Origin of the sequence: Profundibacter amoris (assembly GCF_003544895.1) — a bacterium.
GTDB lineage: Bacteria > Pseudomonadota > Alphaproteobacteria > Rhodobacterales > Rhodobacteraceae > Profundibacter > Profundibacter amoris.
On the sequence record NZ_CP032125.1, the window covers coordinates 3,443,629 to 3,466,132 of the forward strand.

Consider the following 22,504-nt stretch of genomic DNA (forward strand, 5'->3'; position numbering starts at 1 on the left):
GCGCGGCAAATCCAAAAGGATGTGCCACATGCAAAAGCCCCCGCCGCTAACCGACCGCGCCGCATTGTTGCGGTTCCGGGCGCGTGCCACAGATTCCGCGATGTTCCTGCAACAAGAGGCATTGTTCGAGATCAAGGAAAGACTGGAACAGGTTAACAGGACGTTTACGTCGATCGCAATTATCACGCCTTTTCCGAAAATTTGGGAAGAATTTGCAGAAAATGCCCTGATTCTGCCGGATGACGAGGTTCTGGCACTGGAACCTGCCGCGCATGATCTGGTGATTCACGCGATGGCGCTGCATTGGGCGAATGATCCGGTTGGGCAGTTGATCCAGTGCCAGAGGGCGTTAAAACCGGACGGGCTGTTTCTGGGGGCCTGTTTTGGCGGGGAAACCCTGACCGAACTGCGCGTGGCACTGGCCGAAGCCGAAGTGGCGCTGACCGGCGGGCTGTCTCCGCGCGTGCTACCGATGGGCGAGATCCGCGATTTGGGAGGCTTGTTGCAGCGGGCCGGATTTGCCCTGCCGGTGGCCGATACCGATCTGCGCACGGTCAGCTATGGCGATATGTTTGCCCTGTTGCGGGACCTGCGCGAAATGGGCGAGGGCAATGCACTGGCCCAACGGCGCAAAGTCTTCGCGCCGCGTGATCTGTTCACCAAAGCTGCCGATATATACGCAGGCAATTTCACACTGGACGAGGGGCGGGTGAAAGCGACGTTCGAAATGATCTATCTGACCGGCTGGGCGCCGGATGAAAGCCAGCCGAAACCCCTGCGCCCCGGATCGGCCACCGCGCGGCTGGCGGATGCGCTGAATACGGATGAAATGCCCCTGCCGGACTCCGCGCCAAAGGGGCGCATGTGATATACACAGGGGAAACGCTATGCCAGTGGGACCAACGAACAGGAAGCTGCGATGACCAAGACGAATAAAGTGGGTGTTCTGATTGCCAACCTTGGCACACCGGACGGTTATGACTACTGGTCGATGCGCCGGTATCTGAACGAATTTCTGTCGGACAAGCGGGTGATCGATTATCCGGCATGGAAATGGCAACCGCTGTTGCAACTTATCATCCTGTCCAAACGCCCGTTTTCATCGGGCAAGGCATATGAATCCATCTGGAATCACGAGGCCGGAGAAAGCCCCCTGATGACCATCACCAAAGCGCAGATTGCCAAGCTGAAAGCGGCTCTAACTCAGCGGTATGGTGACGATGTTGTGGTGGATTTCTGTATGCGTTACGGCAATCCGTCCACCAGTTCCAAGGTGCAGGCATTGCAGGAGGCAGGCTGTGACCGCATTCTGTTTTTCCCGCTTTACCCGCAGCACGCCGGTGCCACCACCGCCACCGCCAATGACGCCTTTTTTCAGGCTATGTGTGCGGCCAAACCACAGCCACAGGCACGGCTGGTTCCGGCCTATTGCAGTGACCCGATGTATATCGACGCTTTGGCGAAATCGGTGGAAACGGCCTATGCGAACATGCACCAACGCCCCGATATTCTGGTGGTGTCCTATCACGGTATGCCCAAACGCTATATCGAAGAGGGCGACCCCTATCTGAAGGATTGCGAGCTGACCTCGAAACTGTTGCTGGAACGGCTGGGCTGGGATGAAACCGAAATGGTCACGACATTCCAGTCCCAATTCGGACCCGAGGAATGGTTGCAGCCCTATACGGTGGAAGAAGTTGCACGGCTGGCCAAAGCCGGCAAGAAAAATATCGCCGTAATCGCGCCGGCCTTTTCGGCGGATTGCATCGAAACGTTAGAGGAAATCAACGAGGAAATCGGTGACAGTTTCAAAGAGGCGGGCGGCGAGGTGTTTACCTACATCCCCTGCCTAAACGATGTCGATGCCCATATCGCGGTGCTGGCAAAACTGGTGCAGGATAACCTGAACGGCTGGCTGGAATAGCGCATGAAAAAAGGCGGCCGGAAAATCTGCCGCCTTTCAACGTGATACAGGGTTTCAAAAGCTGTTCAAGGCTTTAAATAAGCAACACTTGGGTACCGACCTTGCACAGCTCAAACAGTTCGGCAATGTGCCGGTTATAAAGACCGATACAGCCATTCGATGACCGGCGCCCGATTTTGCGCGTATCGTGCGTTCCATGTATCCGGTAATACCGCCAGCTTAGATACATCGCATGGGTGCCTAGCGGATTCTCGGGGCCGGGTGGAATGTAATGCGGCCATTCAGGGTTTCTTTTCAGCATCGAGGCCGTCGGGCGCCAGCTGGGACCAACAACTTTCTTTACAATACTGGTTCTGCCACGGCGGGTCAGGTCTTCGGTCATTGGGACGCTGGTTGGATACAGCTTGTAGATCGACTCATCCTCGGACCAGTAATGCAGGGCGCGGGATGTTGTATCAACCAGCACAGCCCCTTTTTTCAGGTTAGAGAAATAGGGTTGCCACTGCAACGACCGGAAACTTGAAATGTTCCGGGTTACGGACCCTGAAATATCTGCTTCCAGTTCGGTTGATCCTGGTTGCGCCAATGCGGGTGCAGCCAATGTGCCCAGTGCCGCAACGGATGTCCCCAGAAAAAGACGCCGATTAAGTTTGTCGTTTGATTTGGTACTCATTTTTCGAAACTCCTATTCGGATTTCTCCGTTTTTCACCGCCTATATATGGCGCGAAAGCCGCAGTCGCAAATCAAACAAGCGTTAACCTGCCATATCACTTGAATGTGCGTTTGATCTGCAACGCTGTTCCATATACAGACATTCGAAGCAACCAACAACAAAATGGCTTATTATATGTCCCGTTTGATCATTCTTGCCTTTGCAGCTCTTTTTGCCCTTTCCGCCTGTGAAACGGCCGGCCCTAGACTCGGCCCGGACGGTAAACCTTTACCACAGGTTTATAGAATATCAGCTGGCAACAAGTCCAAGATCCAGCTGCGTGTTCTGGATTCTGTTAATACTTTACGTGATGCAGCAGGTGCTCCGCGTCTAAATCTGAACGCGCAACTGACGGCAGCTGCCGCCACCCATTCGCGCGATATGTCGGTGCAAAACCGCCCGTGGCATTTTGGCTCTGATGGCTCTTCGCCGCTGGATCGGGTCAAACGTAGTGGTTACCCGGGTATGATGATGGGCGAAAACATTTCGGAAACCTATGAAACCGAACTGGAAACCCTAAGCGCATGGATGGGAAAACCCGATACACGCGCCGTTATTCTGGACCCGAACGCCAAGGACATGGGTTTTGCCTGGCATCAGGATAAAAACGGCAAGATCTGGTGGACGATGGTTACTGGTGGGTAATTACCGCCAGCCACCTTAGGGAAAAATGGAAATCGACGTGCCGTCATTGACCATCGCATAGATGTCACGCATCTGTTTGTTTGAAACCGAAATGCACCCGGCTGTCCAGTCGGGGCGTTTCGGATCCCCCGGGCGGCGGCCACCGTGGATAAATATATCTCCACCCGGCGATTTTCCCAAGGCCCGTGCTGCGGCCCGGTCATTTGCATTGGGGTAAGAAATGCCAATCGACAAATAAAACGCACTATTCGGATTTCGGCGATCAATCGTGTATTCACCTTCGGGTGTGCGCCCATCGCCTTCGAACTCTTTATGGCCGGCAGGTGCAAAGCCCAGCTCAATATCATAAGCCCGTAAATAATTATCCCCGTTCATCAAATACAGCTTACGCTGTTCTTTGAAAATCAGCACACGGGTAACTTCCGGCCCGTTGTAGGTTTTGAATTTTGATGTGCAGGCGCCCAGAGTCGCCACGACTGTAATTAGAATAAGAATTTTGAAAATACGCATTTTTGCCTGCTTTGCTCTATTTTTTCGATAGCAATATATCAAGTCAGCCGTACGGCAAACCTAATTTTTCACCGGATTCCCGTCACTTTAAGGTGAAAGCAGCAGCCATTTCGACATGGGTGGACCAGCGGAACTGATCAACCACCGTCACCGAACCCATTACATATCCCGCCTGAATCAGTATTTTTGCATCACGGGCAAAGGTAACGGGATTGCAGGAAACCGAAGAAACCACAGGCACCTGTGCGCTGGCAATCTCCATCATCTGGTATTCCGCACCGGCGCGTGGCGGGTCAATCACCACGGCGTCATAGCGCTTCAATTCATCCGGCAGCAACGGGCGGCGATACAGATCGCGGGCCTCGGTTGTCACGCGCTTCAGGCCGGTTGCCATACGCCAGGCCTGATCCAGTGACTTTAGCATATCGGCTTCGCTCTCAACTGCATGGACCTCGGCGTTTTCGGCCATCGGCAGGGCAAAGGTGCCGCAGCCGGAAAACAGGTCGGCAATGTGTTTTGCACCTGAAACAGTCTCTAACACGGCACAAAGCAGGGCATTTTCGCCCTCTTGCGTGGCTTGCAAAAACGCACCGGCGGGCGGATTCACCTGCGCCTTACCAAAGGATTGATAGGGTGGCCTGATCTCGGCGATCATTTCGCCGTTCCACGTCAACCGCGCCAACCCGTGTTCACCCGCCATCGCGGCCAATGTCATCAACATCTGCCCTTCCAGCGGCTTTACCCCCTCGACAGACACATCCACGCCAGCATCCGAGCGCGTTACAGTAAAGCGCACTTCGCCTTTGCGCGACGCCCCGAAAACCGTCAGCGCCCGCAGCGCCGGAACAGCGGTCAGCAGGTCAGGGTGCAGCAACTGGCAATCCGGAATTTCGGTAATCACATCGGACGCCCGCGCGTGAAACCCAACCAAAGCATCCTTTTTCGTGCGCCGTCCGGTAAACACCGCGCGCCGCCGTGCACGGGATGGGGATGTGTGAACCGGCAGCATTTCGGCTGCAATATCCTGCGCCGCCAGCGCGGTGCGCACCACGTCCTGCTTCCATTCGGCCACAAACCCGTCCGAAGCATGTTGCAACGCACACCCCCCGCAGGCTTTGTAATGCCGACAGGGTGCTGCTACGCGGTCGGGTGATGGCGTGACAATTTTCGGTGTCGCAATCCGGCCCTCGGCAATCTCGCCGTCAACCTCTTCGCCGGGCAGGGTGCGGGGGGCAAAAACCGGACCTTGGGCAATGCCGTCGCCATGATGGCCCAGACGTGTGATGGTGACGGTCATTTGCTTTGATCCTTTGATTTGCCCAGCAACTGCTCTTTGCCCAAAGCAAAGCCAGAGGCAACCCATTTACGCTCCAACTCCTTCAGTTTCTCGCCCAGCGCGGCCCCCTGATAGGCCGGCATCAGATCAGCCGCCTTGATCGGGAACTGCACGGCCGCACCTGCTTTGGCCTGTTCAAACGCGGTTTCATCCAGCGGGGTTTCCATCAGGACCGCGCGCAACAGGATAACATCCCGCGCCATATCGGCCCCCAGATAATAACCCAGCGCGGCAGGGCTTTGCAGGCTGCCGATTTCTGTGCGTAATTGCGCCAGTTGTTTTGCCTCGGCATTGGACAGACGCAGCTTGGTTTTTACGTTTTCCCCGCCCAACACAGCCAACCGGCGGATTGGATCAGAGGGTGTGCCGGTTTGCTGTTCCAGATGCACCAGAACCGGCAGATATTTCGCGTCTGCCCCCGGCAATATAGCGTTCAATACCCCGCATGCCGCCATCGACGCCGTACTTGCCGCGGGATCAGCCGCAGTCAGCAATTTCTTGACCTCGGAGCCGACACGCTCCTTTGAAAGTGTCTCTAACCCTGCCAAATTCGCCGCACATGCGGCCAGCCCTTCGGCGTCCAGCCCTGCATTCACATCGCCATACCACGCGTGAAACCGGAAAAACCGCAAGATGCGCAGGTAGTCTTCTTTGATCCGCCGATCCGCATTCTCGATAAACCGCACACGGCGCGCCAGCAGATCGGGCAACCCGTTCAGCGGGTTCACCACCACACCTTTCTGGTCTGCATAAAGCGCGTTCATGGTGAAATCGCGGCGTAGGGCATCGTCGTTGATGCTGTCGGCAAAATCCACCACAGCACGGCGGCCATCGGTTTCGACATCGCGGCGGTAGGTGGTGATCTCAAACGGAGTGCCACCGGCAACAACGGTCACCGTGCCATGGTCAATCCCTGTCGGCACCGGTTTCAGCCCTGCCGCCGTGGCCAGTTCAATCACGTGATCCGGCCGTGCGTTAGTGGAAATATCAATGTCGTTTACCGGCACATCCAGCAGTGCATTGCGCACACAACCGCCAACGAAATAGCATTCATAACCTGCCCCCGTCAGCATCTCGCAAACCTGTTGCGTGTGCGGATCATCAATCCAGCCGGCTGTGATCTGTGTCATGGGTTCATCCCTTCGGCCAATGCCCGCAGTATCCGCGCGGTGGCGCCCCAGATGTAATAGGGGCCATAGGGTACAGTATAATACGCGCGGCGTTGTCCGCGCCAGCGGCGGCCCTGAATTGAATAATGCGCCGGATTGGCAACATGGGACAGGGGAACGGTGAACACCTCGGCCACTTCGTTATGGTCGGGGGTTGGGGTAAATGTGGCTCTAATCAGGCCCAAAACGGGGGTAACGGTGAAATTTGTCACCGTTTCATGGGTCGGCATTCTGCCCAGAATATCGACATCTTGCGGCGGCAGGCCGATTTCCTCGTCAGCTTCGCGCAGGGCGGTGTGTTCAAGGCTACTGTCCGCCTGTTCCTGCTTGCCACCCGGAAAGGAAATCTGTCCCGCATGGTGTTTCAAATGCGAGGCCCGTTTGGTCAGCACGACGTGTATTTCCCCGCCTACTTGTTGCAACGCTACCAAAACGGCAGCGGGGCGCAGGGTGCGCACCGGATCAAGCTGCACGTCAGGGTTCAGGTCAAAATCACTTGACCCCTGATGCAACCTGCCCAGCGCGGCGGTTATTTTGGCGCGGGTTTCATTCGCCATCATCGGCAGGCTCGGTCGCCTCGAACCCCAATGTTTTTGGGTTCATCTCGTAATGCTTGCCGCAGAACTGGCAATCGGCCGTCACCACACCATCCTCGGTCGTCATATGCGCGATGTCCTTGGCCGAATAGATCGACAGGCTTTGCCGGACCTTGGCGGGGGAACAGGTGCAGCCGAATTCCACCATTTGCGGATCGAAAATGCGTGGCTGTTCCTCGTGAAACAGACGTAGTAACAGATCTGTGGGGGCGACAGAGGGGCCGATCAGCTCCAGTTCCTCGACCGTGTCCAGCAGGATATTGGTGCGGGTCCAGTTTTCGGCGTCGTCCTCGTCCGATGTTGGCGTGTAATCGGCGCCCACCATTAAAGGCGAGGCATTGGGCATATGTTGCAGCATAATGCCACCGGCCAGCCAGCGTTCATCTTCGCCAGGGGTTTGCGAGCGGCCAAAGGCCAGTTCAAAGCGTGTCGGGATCTGTTCGGACTGCTCGAAATAGGTTTCGGCACAGTCGGAAAGCGATTGTTTATCCAGCGGCGTGACGCCCTGATAGGGTTCGGTGCCTTCACCCTGATCAATCAGGATCGCGAAATAACCTTTGCCGATTTGCGAGAACGCAGGTTGATCCGCCGCCATTCGGTCCGCGTCAAAACTGGCGTAGGCGCGCATACGGGCAGGTGCGCCTTCTTTCTCCGGCGCGTAGTAATCGGCGGCAAGGATGCGGGCAGGGCCATCGCCGCGCACCTGAATCGACAATTTCCAGCGCAGTTTTATCGTCGGGCCAATCAGCGCGGTCAGCAGGGCAACCTCGGCGATCAGGGCTTCGATTTGCGGCGGGTAGTTGTGTTGTGACAGCACCTGTTCCAGCACACCATCCAGACGGGCAACGCGGCCACGTATATTGGCGCGGTCCAGTTGGAACGGCAGGATGGTGTCATCCCATGCGATTTGCGCGGTCTTTGTCATTTCATTCGTCCTTTGGCGTTCTGTTTTGGCATAGCGCGGCTGATGCGGCAGAGCAACCTGACAGGTTTTTGCGATTGTGGTTGATTCCGCGCCTTAGCAGTTTCACAACAGATGGGTATTGAGGGAGTGGATGAAAAGATGATCCGGCGATTTGGTGAACCAGTGGTGGCGGGGAAACACTATGTGATGCGGCCCGGGGCCTATGCGATTTTACCGCTTGGGCGAAACCTGTTGTTAACCCATCAGGAGGAATCGACGCCCGAATTTCAACTGCCCGGCGGCGGGGTCGATGCGGGGGAATCGGCCATTCAGGCGCTTCACCGTGAAGTATTCGAGGAAACCGGTTGGCGGATCGCCGCGCCGCGTAAAATTGGCGTGTTTCGGCGGTTCACCTATATGCCCGAATACGATCTGTGGGCAGAGAAGTTGTGCCATATTTACACAGCGCGCCCCGTGCGGGCATTGGGACCGCCGAGCGAGGCAGGACATATGGCGGTGTGGATGAAACCGATTGAGGCCGTAAACCGTCTGGCGAACGAAGGTGACCGGTATTTTGTGGAAAATCTTTTCAGTTAAGGCCCGTTAAACTCCAGCAATACTGCCGAAATATCATCAGGGAAGTCCTGATCCCCCGCATAGTTTGTCAGATCCCACATCAACGCCTCAAGAAATCCATTGCCGCGCACCTTCACATTGCGGTTCAACAGATCGGCAACGCCCTTTTCTTCCAGCATCGCGCCTGTTTCATCAGGGCATTCGGTAATCCCGTCGGACATCAGCAACAACCGGTCACCTGCATTCAGTTTCACTTGGAAATCTTCAAACTCCGCCCCCGGTATCAACCCGACCGGCAAACCACCGGTGCCGCAAAACTCGACAGTTCCATTTGCCCGCTGGATGGCCGGATGGGGATGGCCCGCCTGTGTGGCCGTCACCACACCCGTGGTCAGATCGATATGTGCCAGCAGCAGGGTGAAATAATGCTCGGTCTCCATTTCCTCAAGCACAATACGGTTCAGGTGTTCAGTCACCGCCGCCGGACTACGGGCTGTGTATCCACCACTGTTATCCTGCCGTAGCGCCAAATTCTGGTCCGGTGTCGAACCCGACAAAAACCCAGCCAGCCGTGCGGTCATCAGGGCCGATGTAATCCCGTGACCGGAAACATCAATTGAATACAGACCGATCTGCGTCTCGCTCACCGGAAAAAACCCGACCAGATCACCGCCCACATGCCCGCTGGACCGCAGCAGCAACGAAACCTCGGCCCTGCCAAAATTGCGATAGCGTTCTTTGACCAGCGATTGTTGCAGTTTCTTGGCCTCGATCAGATCGCGGTCGATAATATCATAAAGGCACTGGATTTCAGCCAGTGCGTCAGTAACCAGCCGGTTCTTTTCCGTCAATTCGCGCTGCATTTTCTGCAGGCGTTCACCGGCGCGGATACGCGCGCGCAACTCACTGGCGTTCACCGGTTTCGTCAAGAAATCATCCGCCCCCACATCCAGCCCGTGCGCCACCTCGTCCTTTTCGCTTTTCGAGGTCAGAAGGATGAAATACCCGTAGTTGTCCTGCTCCAGCTCGCGAAAGGCGATGCAAAATTCCAGACCGTTCATCCCCGGCATCATCCAGTCGCTGAGGACCAGATCCAGTTGCTCGCGTTTGCAGATTTCCAGTGCCGCGTGGCCCGAATCCGCTTCAAGCACTTCATATCCCCAGCGTTTCAGGGACGACGATAGTATCCGGCGTTGCACACGACTGTCATCGACAACCAAAACCCGTTTGATTGCCTCGTCTTGTTCAAGGTCAGCCTCGAACTGTTGCATGTTTTTTGCAGTGGCCGAATCAGCCATATTTTACGCCCTTTTGCGGAGTAATTCCTTCGCTTGACCGTTTTGTGCCAGCAATCCTTTAAGGCCGAGTGAATCATAAAATTTGAATGATTTAGGCCCATGGCGGGTTACCTGCTGTTAAGATTGCCCGCCGTATAAATATACAGATGCCAGATTTTCAGGAGTATTGTTTTGATTAGTTGGGAGCGGGTAAACGAATTGCGCGACGAAGTCGGGATCGAGGATTTCCGCGAAGTCGTCGCCATGTTCCTGGAAGAGGTCGAGGATACCATGGTGCGGATGATCGCCGTGCCGGACCTGTCACGACTTGAGGAAGACATGCACTTTCTTAAAGGCAGCGCACTTAATCTGGGTTTTTTGCAGTTTTCCGAATTATGTCAGGCCGGGGAAAAAGCGGCTGCCGGCGGGCAGGCTGATACTGTTGATCTGGACGAAATATTCGAATCCTACGCGGCCTCGAAATCGGTATTCAGCAAAAAGTTCGGCTGTATGAAGGCGGCCTAGATGATGAATTCGGCCACGGTTTCGTCATTGGTGATATCACTATAGGTAAATCCGGCCTTGTCCATTTCCCTGAACAGGCGGGCGAAATTTCCGGCGTTATCCGTTTCAATCCCGATCAGGACCGAGCCGAAATTCCGCGCTGATTTCTTCATGTATTCGAAACGCGCGATATTGTCATGCGGCCCAAGGATTGACAGAAAATCCTTTAGCGCACCGGGGCGTTGCGGCAAGCGCAGGATGAAATATTTCTTCAGACCCAGATAGCGCTGGGCGCGTTCCTTGACCTCGGGCAGGCGTTCAAAATCGAAATTGCCACCGGAGGTCACACAAACTACGGTTTTGCCTTTGATCTGCTCGGCCAATATAGGCAGGGCATCAACCGACAACGCCCCTGCGGGTTCCAGAACGATGCCCTCGACATTCAGCATTTCCACCATCGTGGTGCAAATCCGGTCCTCGGGGGCCAACAGGATATTATCGGCGGATATGTCTTTCAGAACCTTGAAGTTTTCCGCGCCGATACGGGCCACGGCGGCACCATCGACAAAGCTGTCTACCTTGTTCAACGTCACAGGTTTACCCGCAGCAATCGCGGCGGTCAGGCTGGGACCACCCTCGGGCTCAACATAACGGATTTCAGTCCCGGGGGACTGTTCGGCCAGATAGGACTTGATGCCCGATGACAACCCGCCACCGCCAACCGGCAACACCACCATATCCGGCGCGCGGCCCAGTTGCTCCAGCATTTCCACCGCGACCGAGGCCTGACCCTCGATCACATCCGGATCATCAAATGGTGGTAGAAAATGCGCGCCCACTTCGGTGCAATAGGCCTGTGCCGATGCAAGCGTGTCGTCAAAATAATCCCCGACCAGCCGGATTTCGATGTTGTCCCCGCCAAAAATGCTGGTCTTGTTCACCTTCTGCTGTGGTGTGGTAACAGGCATAAAAATCACCCCCTTCACCCCGAAATGACGGCAAACAAAGGCCACCCCCTGCGCATGGTTCCCCGCACTTGCGCAAACGAAAACGTCCTGATGATCCACCACCTTGCGCATCGCATTCAACGCCCCGCGGATTTTATAGGACCGCACCGGCGACAGATCCTCGCGCTTTAACCAGATATCGGCACCATAACGGGCCGACAGATGATCATTGCGCTGCAACGGAGTCGGGTCAAACAGGGTGCGCATTGCGGCGGTAGCAGTGTGGGCGTTTTCGGTAAAGCGCGACATTCTAAAGCTCGCGCTTTTCGACATAGACACCGTAAAGCGTGGTCAGAACACTGATGCTACCCATCATGATAAACCAACCGATAACATGGGTATAGACAAGATTCAGGAGCGAGGACGGGTCAGAATTGAACAAACTGGGCAGTTTCAGAACCCCGACCGCAATCAACCCGATAACCATCAACTGGATAATCGCCCCCGAAGCGGGTTTTGTCAGCTTCAGGGATTCTCCGATGCCAACCGGTTGGCCCAATGCGGCGGCGGGCAAGGATAGGCTTAGACGATAGAAAACATAGATTACCGGACCCATGACCATTATCTGAAGCAAAAGCTGCAAAACCGGTCCGTTTTGTAAACTGACAAGACCGGCCAGAATAACACCGGAAATCATGCCAACGATCATCGCTACAAAGGCGATAATCAGGCCAAGTAGAATGGAGGCGAAAAAATAGGCAAGAATCCGTTCAAAATTAAAGGGTGGCAACATTGTACCGGGATTTTCCTCTAAGAGTATATAGCGATGCCAGCTAACGGCAATCCACAGGCTGGTGATTCCCCCGATAAGCATAGTTACAAACCACGCCCCCCAGAAACCCTGTGGAGCCAAAAACAAATAGCCGGATTCCATACCATTCAGCACATCTCCGTATTTGCTGCCAAAATAGATCCCAACAACGGAGTTGATCAGATACAGCACCAGTGAAATCTTTAGGGCCGCGCCCAGATTGTTGAATACCATCCCCAACGAATGCGTAAAAATCTTCCAGCCCTGCATTATCCAACCCTTTTCAAAAACCAAACTTCCCCGTTGATACCCACCGCAATTATAGCGGGTCAACCGCACATGGCTTGCCCTTTGGCCAAAATGGGGATAATCGCCAATAAAACCCGATGGATGTTGGAGAAAAACATGTCTGCGCCTAAAAAAGTTGTGCTGGCCTATTCCGGTGGCCTTGATACTTCGATCATTTTGAAGTGGCTGGAAATCGAATACGGCTGCGAGGTCGTTACCTTTACCGCCGATCTGGGGCAGGGCGAGGAACTGGAACCGGCCCGCAAAAAGGCCGAGCTACTGGGCGTGAAACCCGAAAACATCCATATCGAGGATCTGCGCGAGGAATTCGTGCGCGATTTCGTGTTCCCGATGTTCCGCGCCAATGCGCAATACGAAGGGCTGTATCTGCTGGGCACCTCTATCGCGCGGCCGCTGATCTCAAAACGGCTGGTCGAACTGGCCGCAGAACATGATGCCGATGCCGTGGCCCACGGCGCAACCGGCAAGGGCAATGACCAGGTGCGGTTCGAACTGGCCGCCTATGCGCTGAACCCTGAAATCAAGGTGATCGCACCGTGGCGGGAATGGGATTTATCCAGCCGCACCCGTCTGCTGGAATTCGCCGAAGCGCACCAGATTCCAATCGCCAAAGACAAACGTGGCGAGGCCCCGTTCAGCGTGGATGCCAACCTGTTGCACACATCCTCCGAGGGCAAGGTGCTGGAAGATCCGGCCCAACCGGCCCCCGATTACGTTTACCAGCGCACCGTCAACCCCGAAGACGCACCGGATACACCGGAGTTCATCGAGATCACCTATGAAAAGGGCGACCCCGTTGCGCTGGATGGCAATCCGCTGACGCCCGCCGAAATGCTGACCGCGCTGAACGAATTGGGCGGCAAACACGGCATTGGCCGCCTTGATCTGGTCGAAGGCCGGTTCGTCGGCATGAAATCACGCGGCATTTACGAAACGCCGGGCGGCACCATCATGCTGGAAGCACACCGCGGCATCGAAAGCATCACGCTGGACCGTGGCGCGGCGCATCTGAAAGACGAACTGATGCCGAAGTATGCCGAACTGATCTATAACGGTTTCTGGTTCTCGCCCGAACGCGAGATGTTGCAGGCGCTGATTGACAAATCGCAAGAACACGTCACGGGCACTGTGCGGCTGAAGCTGTACAAAGGCATGGTGCAAACCGTTGGCCGCTGGTCGGATCATTCGCTTTATTCCGAAGAGCATGTGACGTTCGAGGATGACGCGGGCGCCTACGATCAAAAAGACGCCGCCGGTTTCATCAAGATCAACGCGCTGCGGCTGAAATTGCTGGCGGCGCGGGACAGGCGGGTAAAGTAATCGCTGCCCCGCATTTGATGCGGGGCCTCACGGTGTTTGTCAGGAAGGCCCCGCATCAAGTGCGGGGCAGTGTGATCCTGCAAGCCGCCAGTTTCCGGTAAAACGGCAGGGCCTGTTCGGTTAGTTCCGAATAGGCCCCTTTCATCTCCGGCAACGGCCCCTCGACCCCCGCAAACCCCGTGCTGTTATGCACTGCGCCATACCAGTGCGGCGCCCATGCGCCATCGTCCTTGTGACCCCCCGCAGACCACGATAGCATCGCCGGATCAAACGGTAAGTCCAGCGCCGCGCACAGGGCGCGCAGCATTCCTTCGGGGTTTTCGCGGATGTCGTGGGAATCGATCACGACCGGATCATCGCACATGTCGAACAATTCCGCCTGTTGCCAGAACCCGATATCATCCAGCGTCGGGTTATCGCGTTTGGCCGCATAGCTGGCAATCACACGGGCCGGATGACGGATCAGGAACACATTTTTCACCTGTTTCATCCAGCCATGGTCAACCCCGTCAATCATATGCTGGGTCATATGTTTCTGATAGAAATGCGGCTTACCGTCGGGGTGCGGCCCCGTCAGACGCGCCGCAACCTTGGCCGCGTCCGTTTCCCCTGCGGCCAGAATTTCGGCCCGCATCGGATGCTCCAGCCCGGTCATTTCCAGATAGGCCGCATAAAATGGCTCGTCCCAGACGGCACAATCGGCCCGCGCCCCGAAAGAATACATCATCGCCGTCGAAAGGTTCCGTGGGCCGGACCACATTGCTATCTTCATTTCGCAGTTTCCTGCTGGATTAGAGCCTTATACAGACCCCTGATACGTTCCGTCACCGGCCCCAACTGACCGCTGCCAATCACCCGCCCGTCAATTTCGCTGACAGGGGATTGCGCGCCAAAGGTGCCGGTCAAAAAGGCCTCGTCCGCACCATAGGTATCGACCAGCGAATAGTTGCGCTCGAACACCTCAATGTCATTGGCGCGGCACAGGTCGATCACCTTTTGGCGGGTGATGCCGTTCATGCAATAGTCGCCGGTGCTGGTCCAGACCTGCCCTTTGCGCACGATAAAAAAGTTACAGGCGTTAGTGGTGTTCACGAACCCATGCACGTCCAGCATCAATGCCTCGTCCGCACCGGCCTTTTCGGCGGCGATACAGGCCAGAATGCAGTTCAGCTTGGAATGGGAATTCAGCTTGGGATCCTGCGTCATCGGCAAACCACGCTGGTGCGGCACTGTGGCCAGCCGGATCGGACGCGGGGCCTTGGGTTTGGAATGTTCCATGATGATCACCATGGTCGGACCGGAGACCGAAAGCGATGGATGCTGAAATGGCAACCGTTTCACCCCGCGTGTCACCATCAGGCGCGCGTGGACATCGGTGTGCATGTCATTGGCGGCGCAGGTTTGCTCGAGCGCAGCAAAAACCTGATCCCGCGTCATGCCGATATCCAGATCAATCGCCTTGGCGGCCTCGAACAGCCGGTCCAGATGTTCATCCACAAAGGCCCAGCGCCCGTCATACAGACGCAGCCCCTCCCACACACCATCGCCCAGCATGAAACCGCTGTCGTAAACGCTGACCATGGCTTTGGCCCTGGGTTTCATTTCGCCGTCAACGTAAATCAACAGCGATTCATTGCGTGCATCTTCCTGCGCCTGATGGGTGGTGACGTGATCGGACATGTGAACCTCCTTGTTTGGCCAGACGGTAACGCAGATCGGCCACATCGCAAGCGGTAAATCCTGTTCACTGTGGCGTGAGGCGGGTTGTGCAGACCGGATACATAAAACAAGCTGTTGAAAAGCTAAGGAGACCAAGCATGGGCCTAAAATCATATTCGCTCAAAAGCATCATACTGTTTATTGCCATACTGGCAGGCATCGCCCTGAACCATTCGCGCGCCTACGCGGCGCAGACGAAAACAATGGTGGTGGCAGGCGGCTGTTTCTGGTGTGTCGAATCCGATTTTGAGCGGGTGCGCGGGGTGATCAAGGCTGTGTCCGGTTTCACTGGCGGGCATACAGAAAACCCGACCTACAAACAGGTCAAAACAGGGCGGACAGGCCATTTCGAGGCCGTGCAAATCACCTATGACCCTGCCAAAATCAGTTATGAATCCCTGTTGAAACTGTTCATCATGTCGATTGACCCCACAGATGGCGGCGGGCAGTTTTGTGACCGTGGGGATAGCTATCGGACGGCTATATTCGTCTCTAACCCTAGGGAAAAAGCCATTGCCGAAGAAACCATCCGTTACGCAAAACGCAGTTTGCGCCGTTCAATCCGCACCCAGATTTTACCGGCAGCCCGATTCTATGTCGCTGGTCCGCCACATCAGAATTACTACAGGGGCACAAAACGTGTCTTGACGCGGTTTGGAATAAGAAAGCAGTCCGAAGCATATCAAGCCTATCGCAAAGCCTGTGGCCGCGATAAACGTGTGCAACGCCTATGGGGCGCCAACGCGCCTTTTATCACCCATTAGCGTTCAGGAAGTTTGCAACTTCATCTGCGGACGGGATCACATCCGCCGTCCCCTTGCGCGTCACCTTCAATGCCGCCGCCGCCGATGCCAGGCGCATGGCATCCTGCACGTTCATCCCTTGATCCAGCCCCGCCGCAACATAACCGGCAAAGGTATCGCCTGCCGCAGTGGTATCAACCGGTATAACTGGGAACGAAGGGGTATAGCTGGTCTCGCCGGTTCCCGGCTGCAACCACATCGCCCCGTTTGACCCTTTGGTAACAATGATTTCCGATACAGGAAGCGAGGTCAGATCAGTCTCTAACCCAGCGCAAAGCTGTTCGGATTCAACCTGATTCATCATCAGAATTGTAACATATTCCATCACATCCCTGACCGCATCAACCGAAAACGGGGCGGCAGAATAGATCACCTTCAGCCCGCGATCATGGGCAATCTTTGCGGCCTCGACCTGCAACGTTGTTTCGTTTTGAAGCAGCAGGATATCGCCCTTGCCAGCCCCGCCCAGAACCTGTTCGATCTGCGCAACAGACTGGCAATTGTTCGCGCCGGAAAAGATCACAATCGCGTTTTCGCCATTTGCATCGACGTTGATAATCGCATGGCCTGTCGGCGTTTCCACCCTGCGGATATGCTGCGTCTCGACCCCGAAAGCGGCGATCCGGTCCACCGCCCATTGCCCGTCCGGCCCGACAGCGCCGATATGCACCACCTTGGATCCGGCCAGTGCAGCGGCAACCGACTGGTTGATCCCCTTGCCGCCCAACCCGGTCGAAAACGCATTGGCCGCCAGCGTTTCCCCGGGTTCGGGCAAATGCGGCACTTGATAGAAATGATCCGCGTTGATCGAGCCGAGGTTATAGATTGTCATTTAGCCCACCTTGCAGGCGGCCAGAATAGCCATGTTCAGAATGTCGTTAGATGTGGACACTGTGGAACAAATCTGGATCGAGGCATCAATCCCCGTCAGGATCGGCCCGATCACCGTTGCCCCCGCCATTTCCTGCATCAGCTTGACCGAAATCGACGCCGAATGTCGCGCCGGAACCACCAGCACATTGGCCGGACCGGTCAGGCGGCTGAACGGATATTGCGCCATCGCCTTGGCGTTCAAGGCCACGTCTACAGTCATCTCGCCTTCGAATTCAAACGACACGCCGCGCTTTTCCAGTACCTCCGGCGCCAGGTGCATTTTCTCGGCCCGCTCGGACACCGGATAGCCAAAGGTCGAGAAGCTGACAAAGGCTACACGCGGCTCTAACCCAAGGGATTTTGCCACATCTGCCCCGCGTTCGGCAATGGTGGCCAGATCTTCTTCATCGGGCCATTCATGCACCAAAGTGTCAGCAATCAACACAATTTTCCCGCTATGCAGAACTGCGGTCACCCCGACAGCCCCGTCCGCCGCCGAAGCATCGAAGACATGGTTTATCAACTGCATCACATGGGCCGATTTGCGTGTTGCACCTGTCACCAGTCCGTCGCCATGTCCGTGCGCCAGCATCAGCGCGGAAAACACATGGCGATCGCGTGCGGCAAGGCGATGTATATCGGAGCGGTCATAACCCTTGCGCTGCAAGCGTTTGTAAAGGAAATCCTTATACATCGCGAGGTGCTCGGTTTTGGCGGCGTTCACCACCTCCAGTTCGCTAACCGCATCGCCCATGCCGGCGGCTTCCAGTTTGGCCTTTACGTCATTATCACGCCCCACCACCAGCGCATGACCAAGGCCCGCGCGTTGATAGGCAACCGCGGCGCGCAGAACCCGCACATCATCACCTTCGGCAAAGATCATCCGCCGTTGCGCCGCCTTGGCGCGCGCGTGGATACCACGAAGGATAGACGCCGTAGGATCAAGCCGCTCTTTCAGCGATTCCCGATAGCCGTCCATATCGACAATCGGACGACGGGCAACACCGGTATCCATACCCGCTTTGGCCACCGCAGGCGGGATTGTGTAAATCAGACGCGGGTCAAACGGAGCGGGGATAATGTAGTCACGCCCGAAACTCAGCGCGCGACCATAGGCCATCGCCACTTCGTCTGGCACATCTTCGCGGGCCAGTTCGGCCAAAGCATGGGCACAAGCGATTTTCATATCGTCATTGATGGCGCGCGCGTGGATGTCCAGCGCCCCGCGAAACAGGTAGGGAAAGCCCAGCACGTTGTTTACCTGATTGGGGTAATCTGAACGTCCCGTGGCAACGATGGCATCCTCGCGCACCGCGTGGGCCTCTTCCGGTGTGATTTCGGGATCTGGGTTAGCCATGGCGAAAATAACCGGATCTTTGGCCATTTCGGAAACCATTTCCTGCGTCACAGCCCCCTTAACGGAAACGCCCAGAAACACATCCGCACCACTCATCGCCTCTTCCAGTGTGCGCAGGTCGGTATTGGCGGCATGGGCCGATTTCCATTGGTTCATACCCTCTTTGCGGCCCTGATAAATCACGCCTTTGGTGTCGCATAACAAGCAGTTGTCATGCTGTGCACCCATGGATTTAATCAGCTCGATACAGGCGATACCGGCAGCACCGGCCCCGTTTACAACAATGCGGCAATCCTCAATCTTTTTGCCCGACAGGTGCAGCGCATTGATCAAACCGGCGGCGCAAATCACTGCCGTGCCGTGCTGATCATCGTGAAAGACGGGAATGTCCATTTCCTCTTTCAATCGCTGCTCGATGATAAAGCATTCCGGCGCCTTGATATCTTCAAGGTTAATCCCACCAAAAGCAGGCCCCATCAGGCGCACCGCGTTGATGATTTCGTCAGGGTCGTGGGTGTCCAGTTCGATGTCGATAGAATTCACATCGGCAAAGCGTTTGAACAGCACCGCCTTGCCCTCCATCACTGGTTTGGACGCCAGTGCGCCCAGATTGCCCATACCCAGAATGGCCGATCCATTGGTGATCACCGCAACCATATTCCCCTTATTTGTATAGTCATACGCAGTTTCGGGGTTTTCCGCGATCGCCTCGACCGGTACCGCCACGCCGGGGCTATAGGCCAGCGACAGATCGCGCTGGGTGGTCATCGGTTTGGTTGGGATAATCTCGTATTTACCAGGAACGGGGTTCAGGTGGTAGGCCAGCGCCTCTTCATCGGTGAATTTATTATTGTTGGACATCGTCGGGCTTTCTATTTTCGTTTATACCCCAATAACGCCGAATTGGGCCGGTCACAACATCGGCCTTTTGCGGGTTCCACATCGGGCGGCGAATTTGTAGTATCGCGGCAGTTTGAACCGGGGGGTTAGATGAATATCGCCAAAACATCCGTCACGCCAATGATGGCGCAGTTTCTGGAAATAAAAGCCGAATACAGGGATGCGCTTTTGTTTTACCGGATGGGCGATTTCTATGAAATGTTCTTTGACGATGCTGTCGCAGCGGCCGAGGCACTGGACATCGCCCTGACCAAACGCGGCAAGCATCTGGGCGAGGATATTCCGATGTGTGGCGTGCCTGTGCGTGCGGCCGAAGGGTATTTCCTGACGCTGATCCGCAAAGGGTTTCGCGTTGCGGTGTGCGAACAGATGGAGGACCCCGCCGAGGCGAAAAAACGCGGCTACAAGGCTGTTGTCAAACGCGAGGTTGTGCGGCTGGTCACACCGGGCACATTGACCGAGGATTCATTGCTGGACGCACGACGGCACAATTTTCTGGCCGCCTATTCCGAGGTGCGCGGCGAGGGGGCTTTGGCCTGGGTCGACATTTCCACCGGCGTGTTTCATGTGATGCCTTGCCCACAGGTGAAACTGGGACCGGAACTGGCGCGCCTGTCTCCGCGTGAACTGGTGGTGTCCGAGCAGATGGAAGCGGAATTGGCCGAGTTAGTGACTGATATTGGCGCATCCCTGACTGCCTTGTCCCCCGCCAGTTTCGATAGCACAGCGGCAGAAAAACGGCTGACGGAGCTGTTCAAGGTCGGCACGATGGAGGCTTTTGGCCAGTTCTCCCGCGCGGAAAATTCAGCGATGGGTGCGATTGTTGAGTGGCTGGACATTACCCAGAAGGGGCAGTTGCCCCTGTTGCGTCCACCGGTGCGCGAAAGTGCTGACGGGGCAATGCAGATTGACGCGGCAACGCGGCGTAATCTGGAGCTGACCCGCAGTTTAAGCGGCGGGCGTGAGGGATCGCTGATTGCGGTGATTGACCGGACCATCACAGCGGGCGGCGGGCGGTTGCTGGAACGGCGATTATCCAGTCCGTCGCGGAACTTGCCCGCAATACATGCGCGACAGGATGCGGTTTCCTTTATGATCGAAAACAGCGCCTTTGCCGATGCCCTGCGCGACGATTTGCGCAAGACCCCCGATATGGACCGCGCGGTTTCACGTCTGGGACTGGATCGGGGCGGGCCGCGGGATTTGACAGCGGTGCGCGACGGGCTGGCACAGGCCGGCAGTATTGCGGCGCGGGCAGACGGGCTGGAACTGCCCGCAATTCTGGCCGACGCGGTGGATGCCCTACGCGGGCATGACGAATTGCTGGACCTGCTGGAACAGGCGCTGGTTGCCGATCCGCCCTTGCTGGCCCGCGATGGCGGATTCATTGCACCCGGCTATAACGCCGATCTGGACGAGGCCCGAACCCTGCGCGACGAGGGGCGCAGCGTGATTGCCGGAATGCAGGCCGAATATATCGAACAAACCGGTATTCAAGCGTTGAAGATCAAGCATAACAATGTGCTGGGCTATTTCATCGAAACCACGGCGAAACATGCCGATCTGATGCTGTCTGCCCCCCTGTCCGAAACATTCATCCACCGGCAAACCACGGCCAATGCAGTGCGGTTCACCACGGTGCCTTTGTCGGAGATGGAAACCAAAATCCTGAACGCAGGCAACAGGGCGCTGGAGGTTGAAAAGCGGCTCTATTCCGTGCTGAAAGACGCTATTCTGGCCCAATCCGGCCCCGTTAATCTGGCCGCTGCCGCGCTGGCGGAAATTGATCTGGCCTGTGCCTTTGCCGATCTGGCAACCGGCGAAAACTGGTGCAAACCCATTGTCGATGACAGCCGCGCCTTTGAAATTTTCGGCGGGCGGCATCCCGTGGTGGAGCGGGCCTTGCGCCAACAGGGGGGTGCGCCGTTTATTGCCAATGATTGCGATCTGGCCGATGGTTCGGACGGGGCAGATATATGGCTGCTGACTGGACCGAATATGTCGGGTAAATCAACCTTTCTGCGTCAGAACGCGCTGATTGCCCTACTGGCACAGATCGGATCCTATGTTCCTGCGAATCATGCCCATATCGGGCTGGTGTCACAGTTGTTCAGCCGTGTCGGGGCGTCGGATGATCTGGCAAGGGGGCGCTCGACATTCATGGTGGAAATGGTCGAAACCGCCGCGATCTTGAATCAGGCGGATGACCGCGCGTTGGTCATACTGGATGAAATCGGGCGCGGAACGGCGACATATGACGGGTTGTCCATCGCATGGGCCACGCTGGAACATTTGCACAATGTCAACCAGAGCCGCGCCTTGTTCGCCACGCATTACCATGAAATGACGGCCCTTTCCGACAAACTGGACGGTGTGGAAAACGCCACCGTGACGGTCAAGGAATGGGATGGCGACGTGATCTTCCTGCACGAGGTCAAAAAGGGTGCGGCGGACCGGTCATACGGGGTGCAGGTGGCACGATTGGCGGGATTGCCGGAAACCGTGGTTGCCCGCGCGCGGGTGGTTCTGGAAATGTTGGAGAAAGGCGAGCGCGAAGGCAAAGTCGGGCAAAAGGCGTTGATCGACGATTTGCCGCTGTTTTCAGCGACACCCGCGACGACAGCACCGATGCAGGCGAAAGAGTCGGAAATCGAAAACCGCTTGAAGAACATACTGCCGGACGAGCTAACCCCGAAAGAGGCGCTCGCCCTGTTGTATGAGTTAAAAGAGCTGGAAACCTAGCCCTTGGGCGTAGACGAAACGCCAACTTGCGCGGGGCGCAGCAGGCGATCGTGCAGCATGAAGCCTTCGGCGGATACCTGAATGATGTCGCCGGATTTGGTGTCGGGCAGGGGGGCCTCGAACATGGATTCATGAAAATTCGGATCGAACCGGTCACCAACCTTGGGCGCAATCCGCACAATCCCGTGCTTTTCAAACACATGCAGCAGTTCACGCATGGTCAGCTCGATCCCTTCGATCAAGGGGCCGGATACCGCGCGTTGTTCGTCCGTCACCGTTTCCAGCGCCCGCTTCAGACTATCATAAACCGGCAACATATCGCGGGCCATTTTGGACCCGCCGTATTGCTCGGCTTCGCGGCGGTCACGCTCGCTGCGTTTGCGCGAATTTTCAGCATCGGCAAGCGCCCGCATGAAACGGTCTTTCATCTCGTCCCGCTCGGCGCGCATTTGCTCCAGCTCGTCTACCTCGGCGGCTGCGTCTTCTTCTTCGATCCGGTCCTGCTCGGCTTCGAGCGACTCGATATCGTCCAGAAATTCGTCTTTGTTTTCGTTTGCCATTTTCTTTTC

The 22,504-nt window shown here is 56.3% G+C and carries 22 protein-coding genes; 8 read left to right on the plus strand and 14 right to left on the minus strand.

What is annotated here, in order from left to right; all coding sequences use genetic code 11:
* The first annotated feature begins 28 nt into the window (after positions 1-28).
* A complete protein-coding gene (locus BAR1_RS17215; RefSeq protein ID WP_118944170.1) occupies positions 29-868 on the plus strand; it encodes a methyltransferase domain-containing protein in 840 nt (279 codons plus the stop codon).
* 51 nt (positions 869-919) lie between these two features.
* Positions 920-1,924, plus strand: a complete 1,005-nt coding sequence (gene hemH, locus BAR1_RS17220; RefSeq protein WP_118944171.1) for a ferrochelatase — start codon at positions 920-922, stop codon at positions 1,922-1,924.
* Between the two features lie 73 nt (positions 1,925-1,997).
* Here the strand turns inward: hemH and BAR1_RS17225 are convergent, their stop codons facing one another.
* On the minus strand, positions 1,998-2,597 hold the full coding sequence (locus BAR1_RS17225; RefSeq protein ID WP_118944172.1) for a L,D-transpeptidase: 600 nt from the start codon (positions 2,595-2,597) through the stop codon (positions 1,998-2,000).
* Between the two features lie 175 nt (positions 2,598-2,772).
* On the opposite strand from BAR1_RS17225, the gene dalA reads away from it, so the two are divergent.
* Positions 2,773-3,282 (plus strand): divisome-associated lipoprotein DalA, encoded by a 510-nt coding sequence (gene dalA / locus BAR1_RS17230; RefSeq protein ID WP_118944173.1) that lies wholly within the window; start codon positions 2,773-2,775, stop codon positions 3,280-3,282.
* Between the two features lie 15 nt (positions 3,283-3,297).
* On the opposite strand, the gene BAR1_RS17235 is transcribed toward dalA, so the two are convergent.
* The 5 genes from BAR1_RS17235 to hslO form a co-directional block, all read right to left on the minus strand.
* Complete coding sequence (locus BAR1_RS17235) at positions 3,298-3,792, minus strand: L,D-transpeptidase family protein (RefSeq protein WP_118944174.1); 495 nt, start codon at positions 3,790-3,792, stop codon at positions 3,298-3,300.
* 82 nt (positions 3,793-3,874) lie between these two features.
* Complete coding sequence (locus BAR1_RS17240) at positions 3,875-5,089, minus strand: class I SAM-dependent RNA methyltransferase (protein ID WP_118944175.1); 1,215 nt, start codon at positions 5,087-5,089, stop codon at positions 3,875-3,877.
* Positions 5,086-6,258, minus strand: a complete 1,173-nt coding sequence (locus BAR1_RS17245) for a CCA tRNA nucleotidyltransferase (RefSeq protein WP_118944176.1) — start codon at positions 6,256-6,258, stop codon at positions 5,086-5,088. Before BAR1_RS17245 ends, BAR1_RS17240 begins: the two co-directional genes overlap by 4 nt.
* Positions 6,255-6,854, minus strand: a complete 600-nt coding sequence (locus BAR1_RS17250; RefSeq protein WP_118944550.1) for a CoA pyrophosphatase — start codon at positions 6,852-6,854, stop codon at positions 6,255-6,257. The genes BAR1_RS17245 and BAR1_RS17250 overlap by 4 nt, the downstream gene beginning before the upstream one ends.
* Positions 6,844-7,818 (minus strand): Hsp33 family molecular chaperone HslO, encoded by a 975-nt coding sequence (hslO, locus tag BAR1_RS17255; RefSeq protein WP_118944177.1) that lies wholly within the window; start codon positions 7,816-7,818, stop codon positions 6,844-6,846. The genes BAR1_RS17250 and hslO overlap by 11 nt, the downstream gene beginning before the upstream one ends.
* 138 nt (positions 7,819-7,956) lie before the next feature.
* On the opposite strand from hslO, the gene BAR1_RS17260 reads away from it, so the two are divergent.
* The gene (locus BAR1_RS17260) at positions 7,957-8,394 is read left to right on the plus strand and encodes an NUDIX hydrolase (protein WP_118944551.1); all 438 of its coding nucleotides are present in this window, start codon (positions 7,957-7,959) and stop codon (positions 8,392-8,394) included.
* Here the strand turns inward: BAR1_RS17260 and BAR1_RS17265 are convergent.
* Complete coding sequence (locus BAR1_RS17265) at positions 8,391-9,644, minus strand: PP2C family protein-serine/threonine phosphatase (RefSeq protein WP_118944552.1); 1,254 nt, start codon at positions 9,642-9,644, stop codon at positions 8,391-8,393. The genes BAR1_RS17260 and BAR1_RS17265 overlap by 4 nt on opposite strands.
* A gap of 198 nt (positions 9,645-9,842) precedes the next feature.
* On the opposite strand from BAR1_RS17265, the gene BAR1_RS17270 reads away from it, so the two are divergent.
* A complete protein-coding gene (locus BAR1_RS17270) occupies positions 9,843-10,175 on the plus strand; it encodes an Hpt domain-containing protein (RefSeq protein WP_118944178.1) in 333 nt (110 codons plus the stop codon).
* On the opposite strand, the gene ilvA is transcribed toward BAR1_RS17270, so the two are convergent.
* Positions 10,172-11,410: a threonine ammonia-lyase IlvA gene (gene ilvA / locus BAR1_RS17275; RefSeq protein ID WP_118944179.1), complete on the minus strand. Its 1,239-nt coding sequence runs from the start codon at positions 11,408-11,410 to the stop codon at positions 10,172-10,174. The two genes, BAR1_RS17270 and ilvA, sit on opposite strands and share 4 nt — an antisense overlap.
* Position 11,411: 1 nt before the next feature.
* Positions 11,412-12,182, minus strand: a complete 771-nt coding sequence (locus tag BAR1_RS17280) for a hypothetical protein (protein ID WP_118944180.1) — start codon at positions 12,180-12,182, stop codon at positions 11,412-11,414.
* Positions 12,183-12,317: 135 nt separating this feature from the next.
* Here BAR1_RS17280 and BAR1_RS17285 point away from each other — a divergent pair, with 135 nt between their 5' ends.
* On the plus strand, positions 12,318-13,541 hold the full coding sequence (locus tag BAR1_RS17285; protein ID WP_118944553.1) for an argininosuccinate synthase: 1,224 nt from the start codon (positions 12,318-12,320) through the stop codon (positions 13,539-13,541).
* Between the two features lie 55 nt (positions 13,542-13,596).
* Here BAR1_RS17285 and BAR1_RS17290 read toward each other — a convergent pair whose 3' ends face one another.
* Entirely contained in the window at positions 13,597-14,313 is a 717-nt protein-coding gene (locus tag BAR1_RS17290; protein ID WP_118944181.1) for a sulfotransferase-like domain-containing protein, read from the minus strand.
* Entirely contained in the window at positions 14,310-15,221 is a 912-nt protein-coding gene (locus tag BAR1_RS17295) for a D-amino acid aminotransferase (protein ID WP_118944554.1), read from the minus strand. Before BAR1_RS17295 ends, BAR1_RS17290 begins: the two co-directional genes overlap by 4 nt.
* A 137-nt stretch (positions 15,222-15,358) precedes the next feature.
* On the opposite strand from BAR1_RS17295, the gene msrA reads away from it, so the two are divergent.
* Positions 15,359-16,024 (plus strand): peptide-methionine (S)-S-oxide reductase MsrA, encoded by a 666-nt coding sequence (msrA, locus tag BAR1_RS17300; RefSeq protein WP_118944182.1) that lies wholly within the window; start codon positions 15,359-15,361, stop codon positions 16,022-16,024.
* Here msrA and BAR1_RS17305 read toward each other — a convergent pair.
* Both BAR1_RS17305 and BAR1_RS17310 read right to left on the minus strand, forming a co-directional pair.
* Positions 16,014-16,895, minus strand: coding sequence for a ribokinase (locus tag BAR1_RS17305; protein ID WP_118944183.1), 882 nt, complete (start codon positions 16,893-16,895; stop codon positions 16,014-16,016). The genes msrA and BAR1_RS17305 overlap by 11 nt on opposite strands.
* On the minus strand, positions 16,896-19,154 hold the full coding sequence (locus tag BAR1_RS17310) for an NADP-dependent malic enzyme (protein ID WP_118944184.1): 2,259 nt from the start codon (positions 19,152-19,154) through the stop codon (positions 16,896-16,898).
* Between the two features lie 129 nt (positions 19,155-19,283).
* Between BAR1_RS17310 and mutS the strand changes: the two genes are divergently transcribed.
* The gene (gene mutS / locus BAR1_RS17315; RefSeq protein ID WP_228408616.1) at positions 19,284-21,935 is read left to right on the plus strand and encodes a DNA mismatch repair protein MutS; all 2,652 of its coding nucleotides are present in this window, start codon (positions 19,284-19,286) and stop codon (positions 21,933-21,935) included.
* Here mutS and BAR1_RS17320 read toward each other — a convergent pair.
* Positions 21,932-22,495 (minus strand): nucleotide exchange factor GrpE, encoded by a 564-nt coding sequence (locus BAR1_RS17320; protein WP_118944185.1) that lies wholly within the window; start codon positions 22,493-22,495, stop codon positions 21,932-21,934. The genes mutS and BAR1_RS17320 overlap by 4 nt on opposite strands.
* Positions 22,496-22,504: the final 9 nt, after the last annotated feature.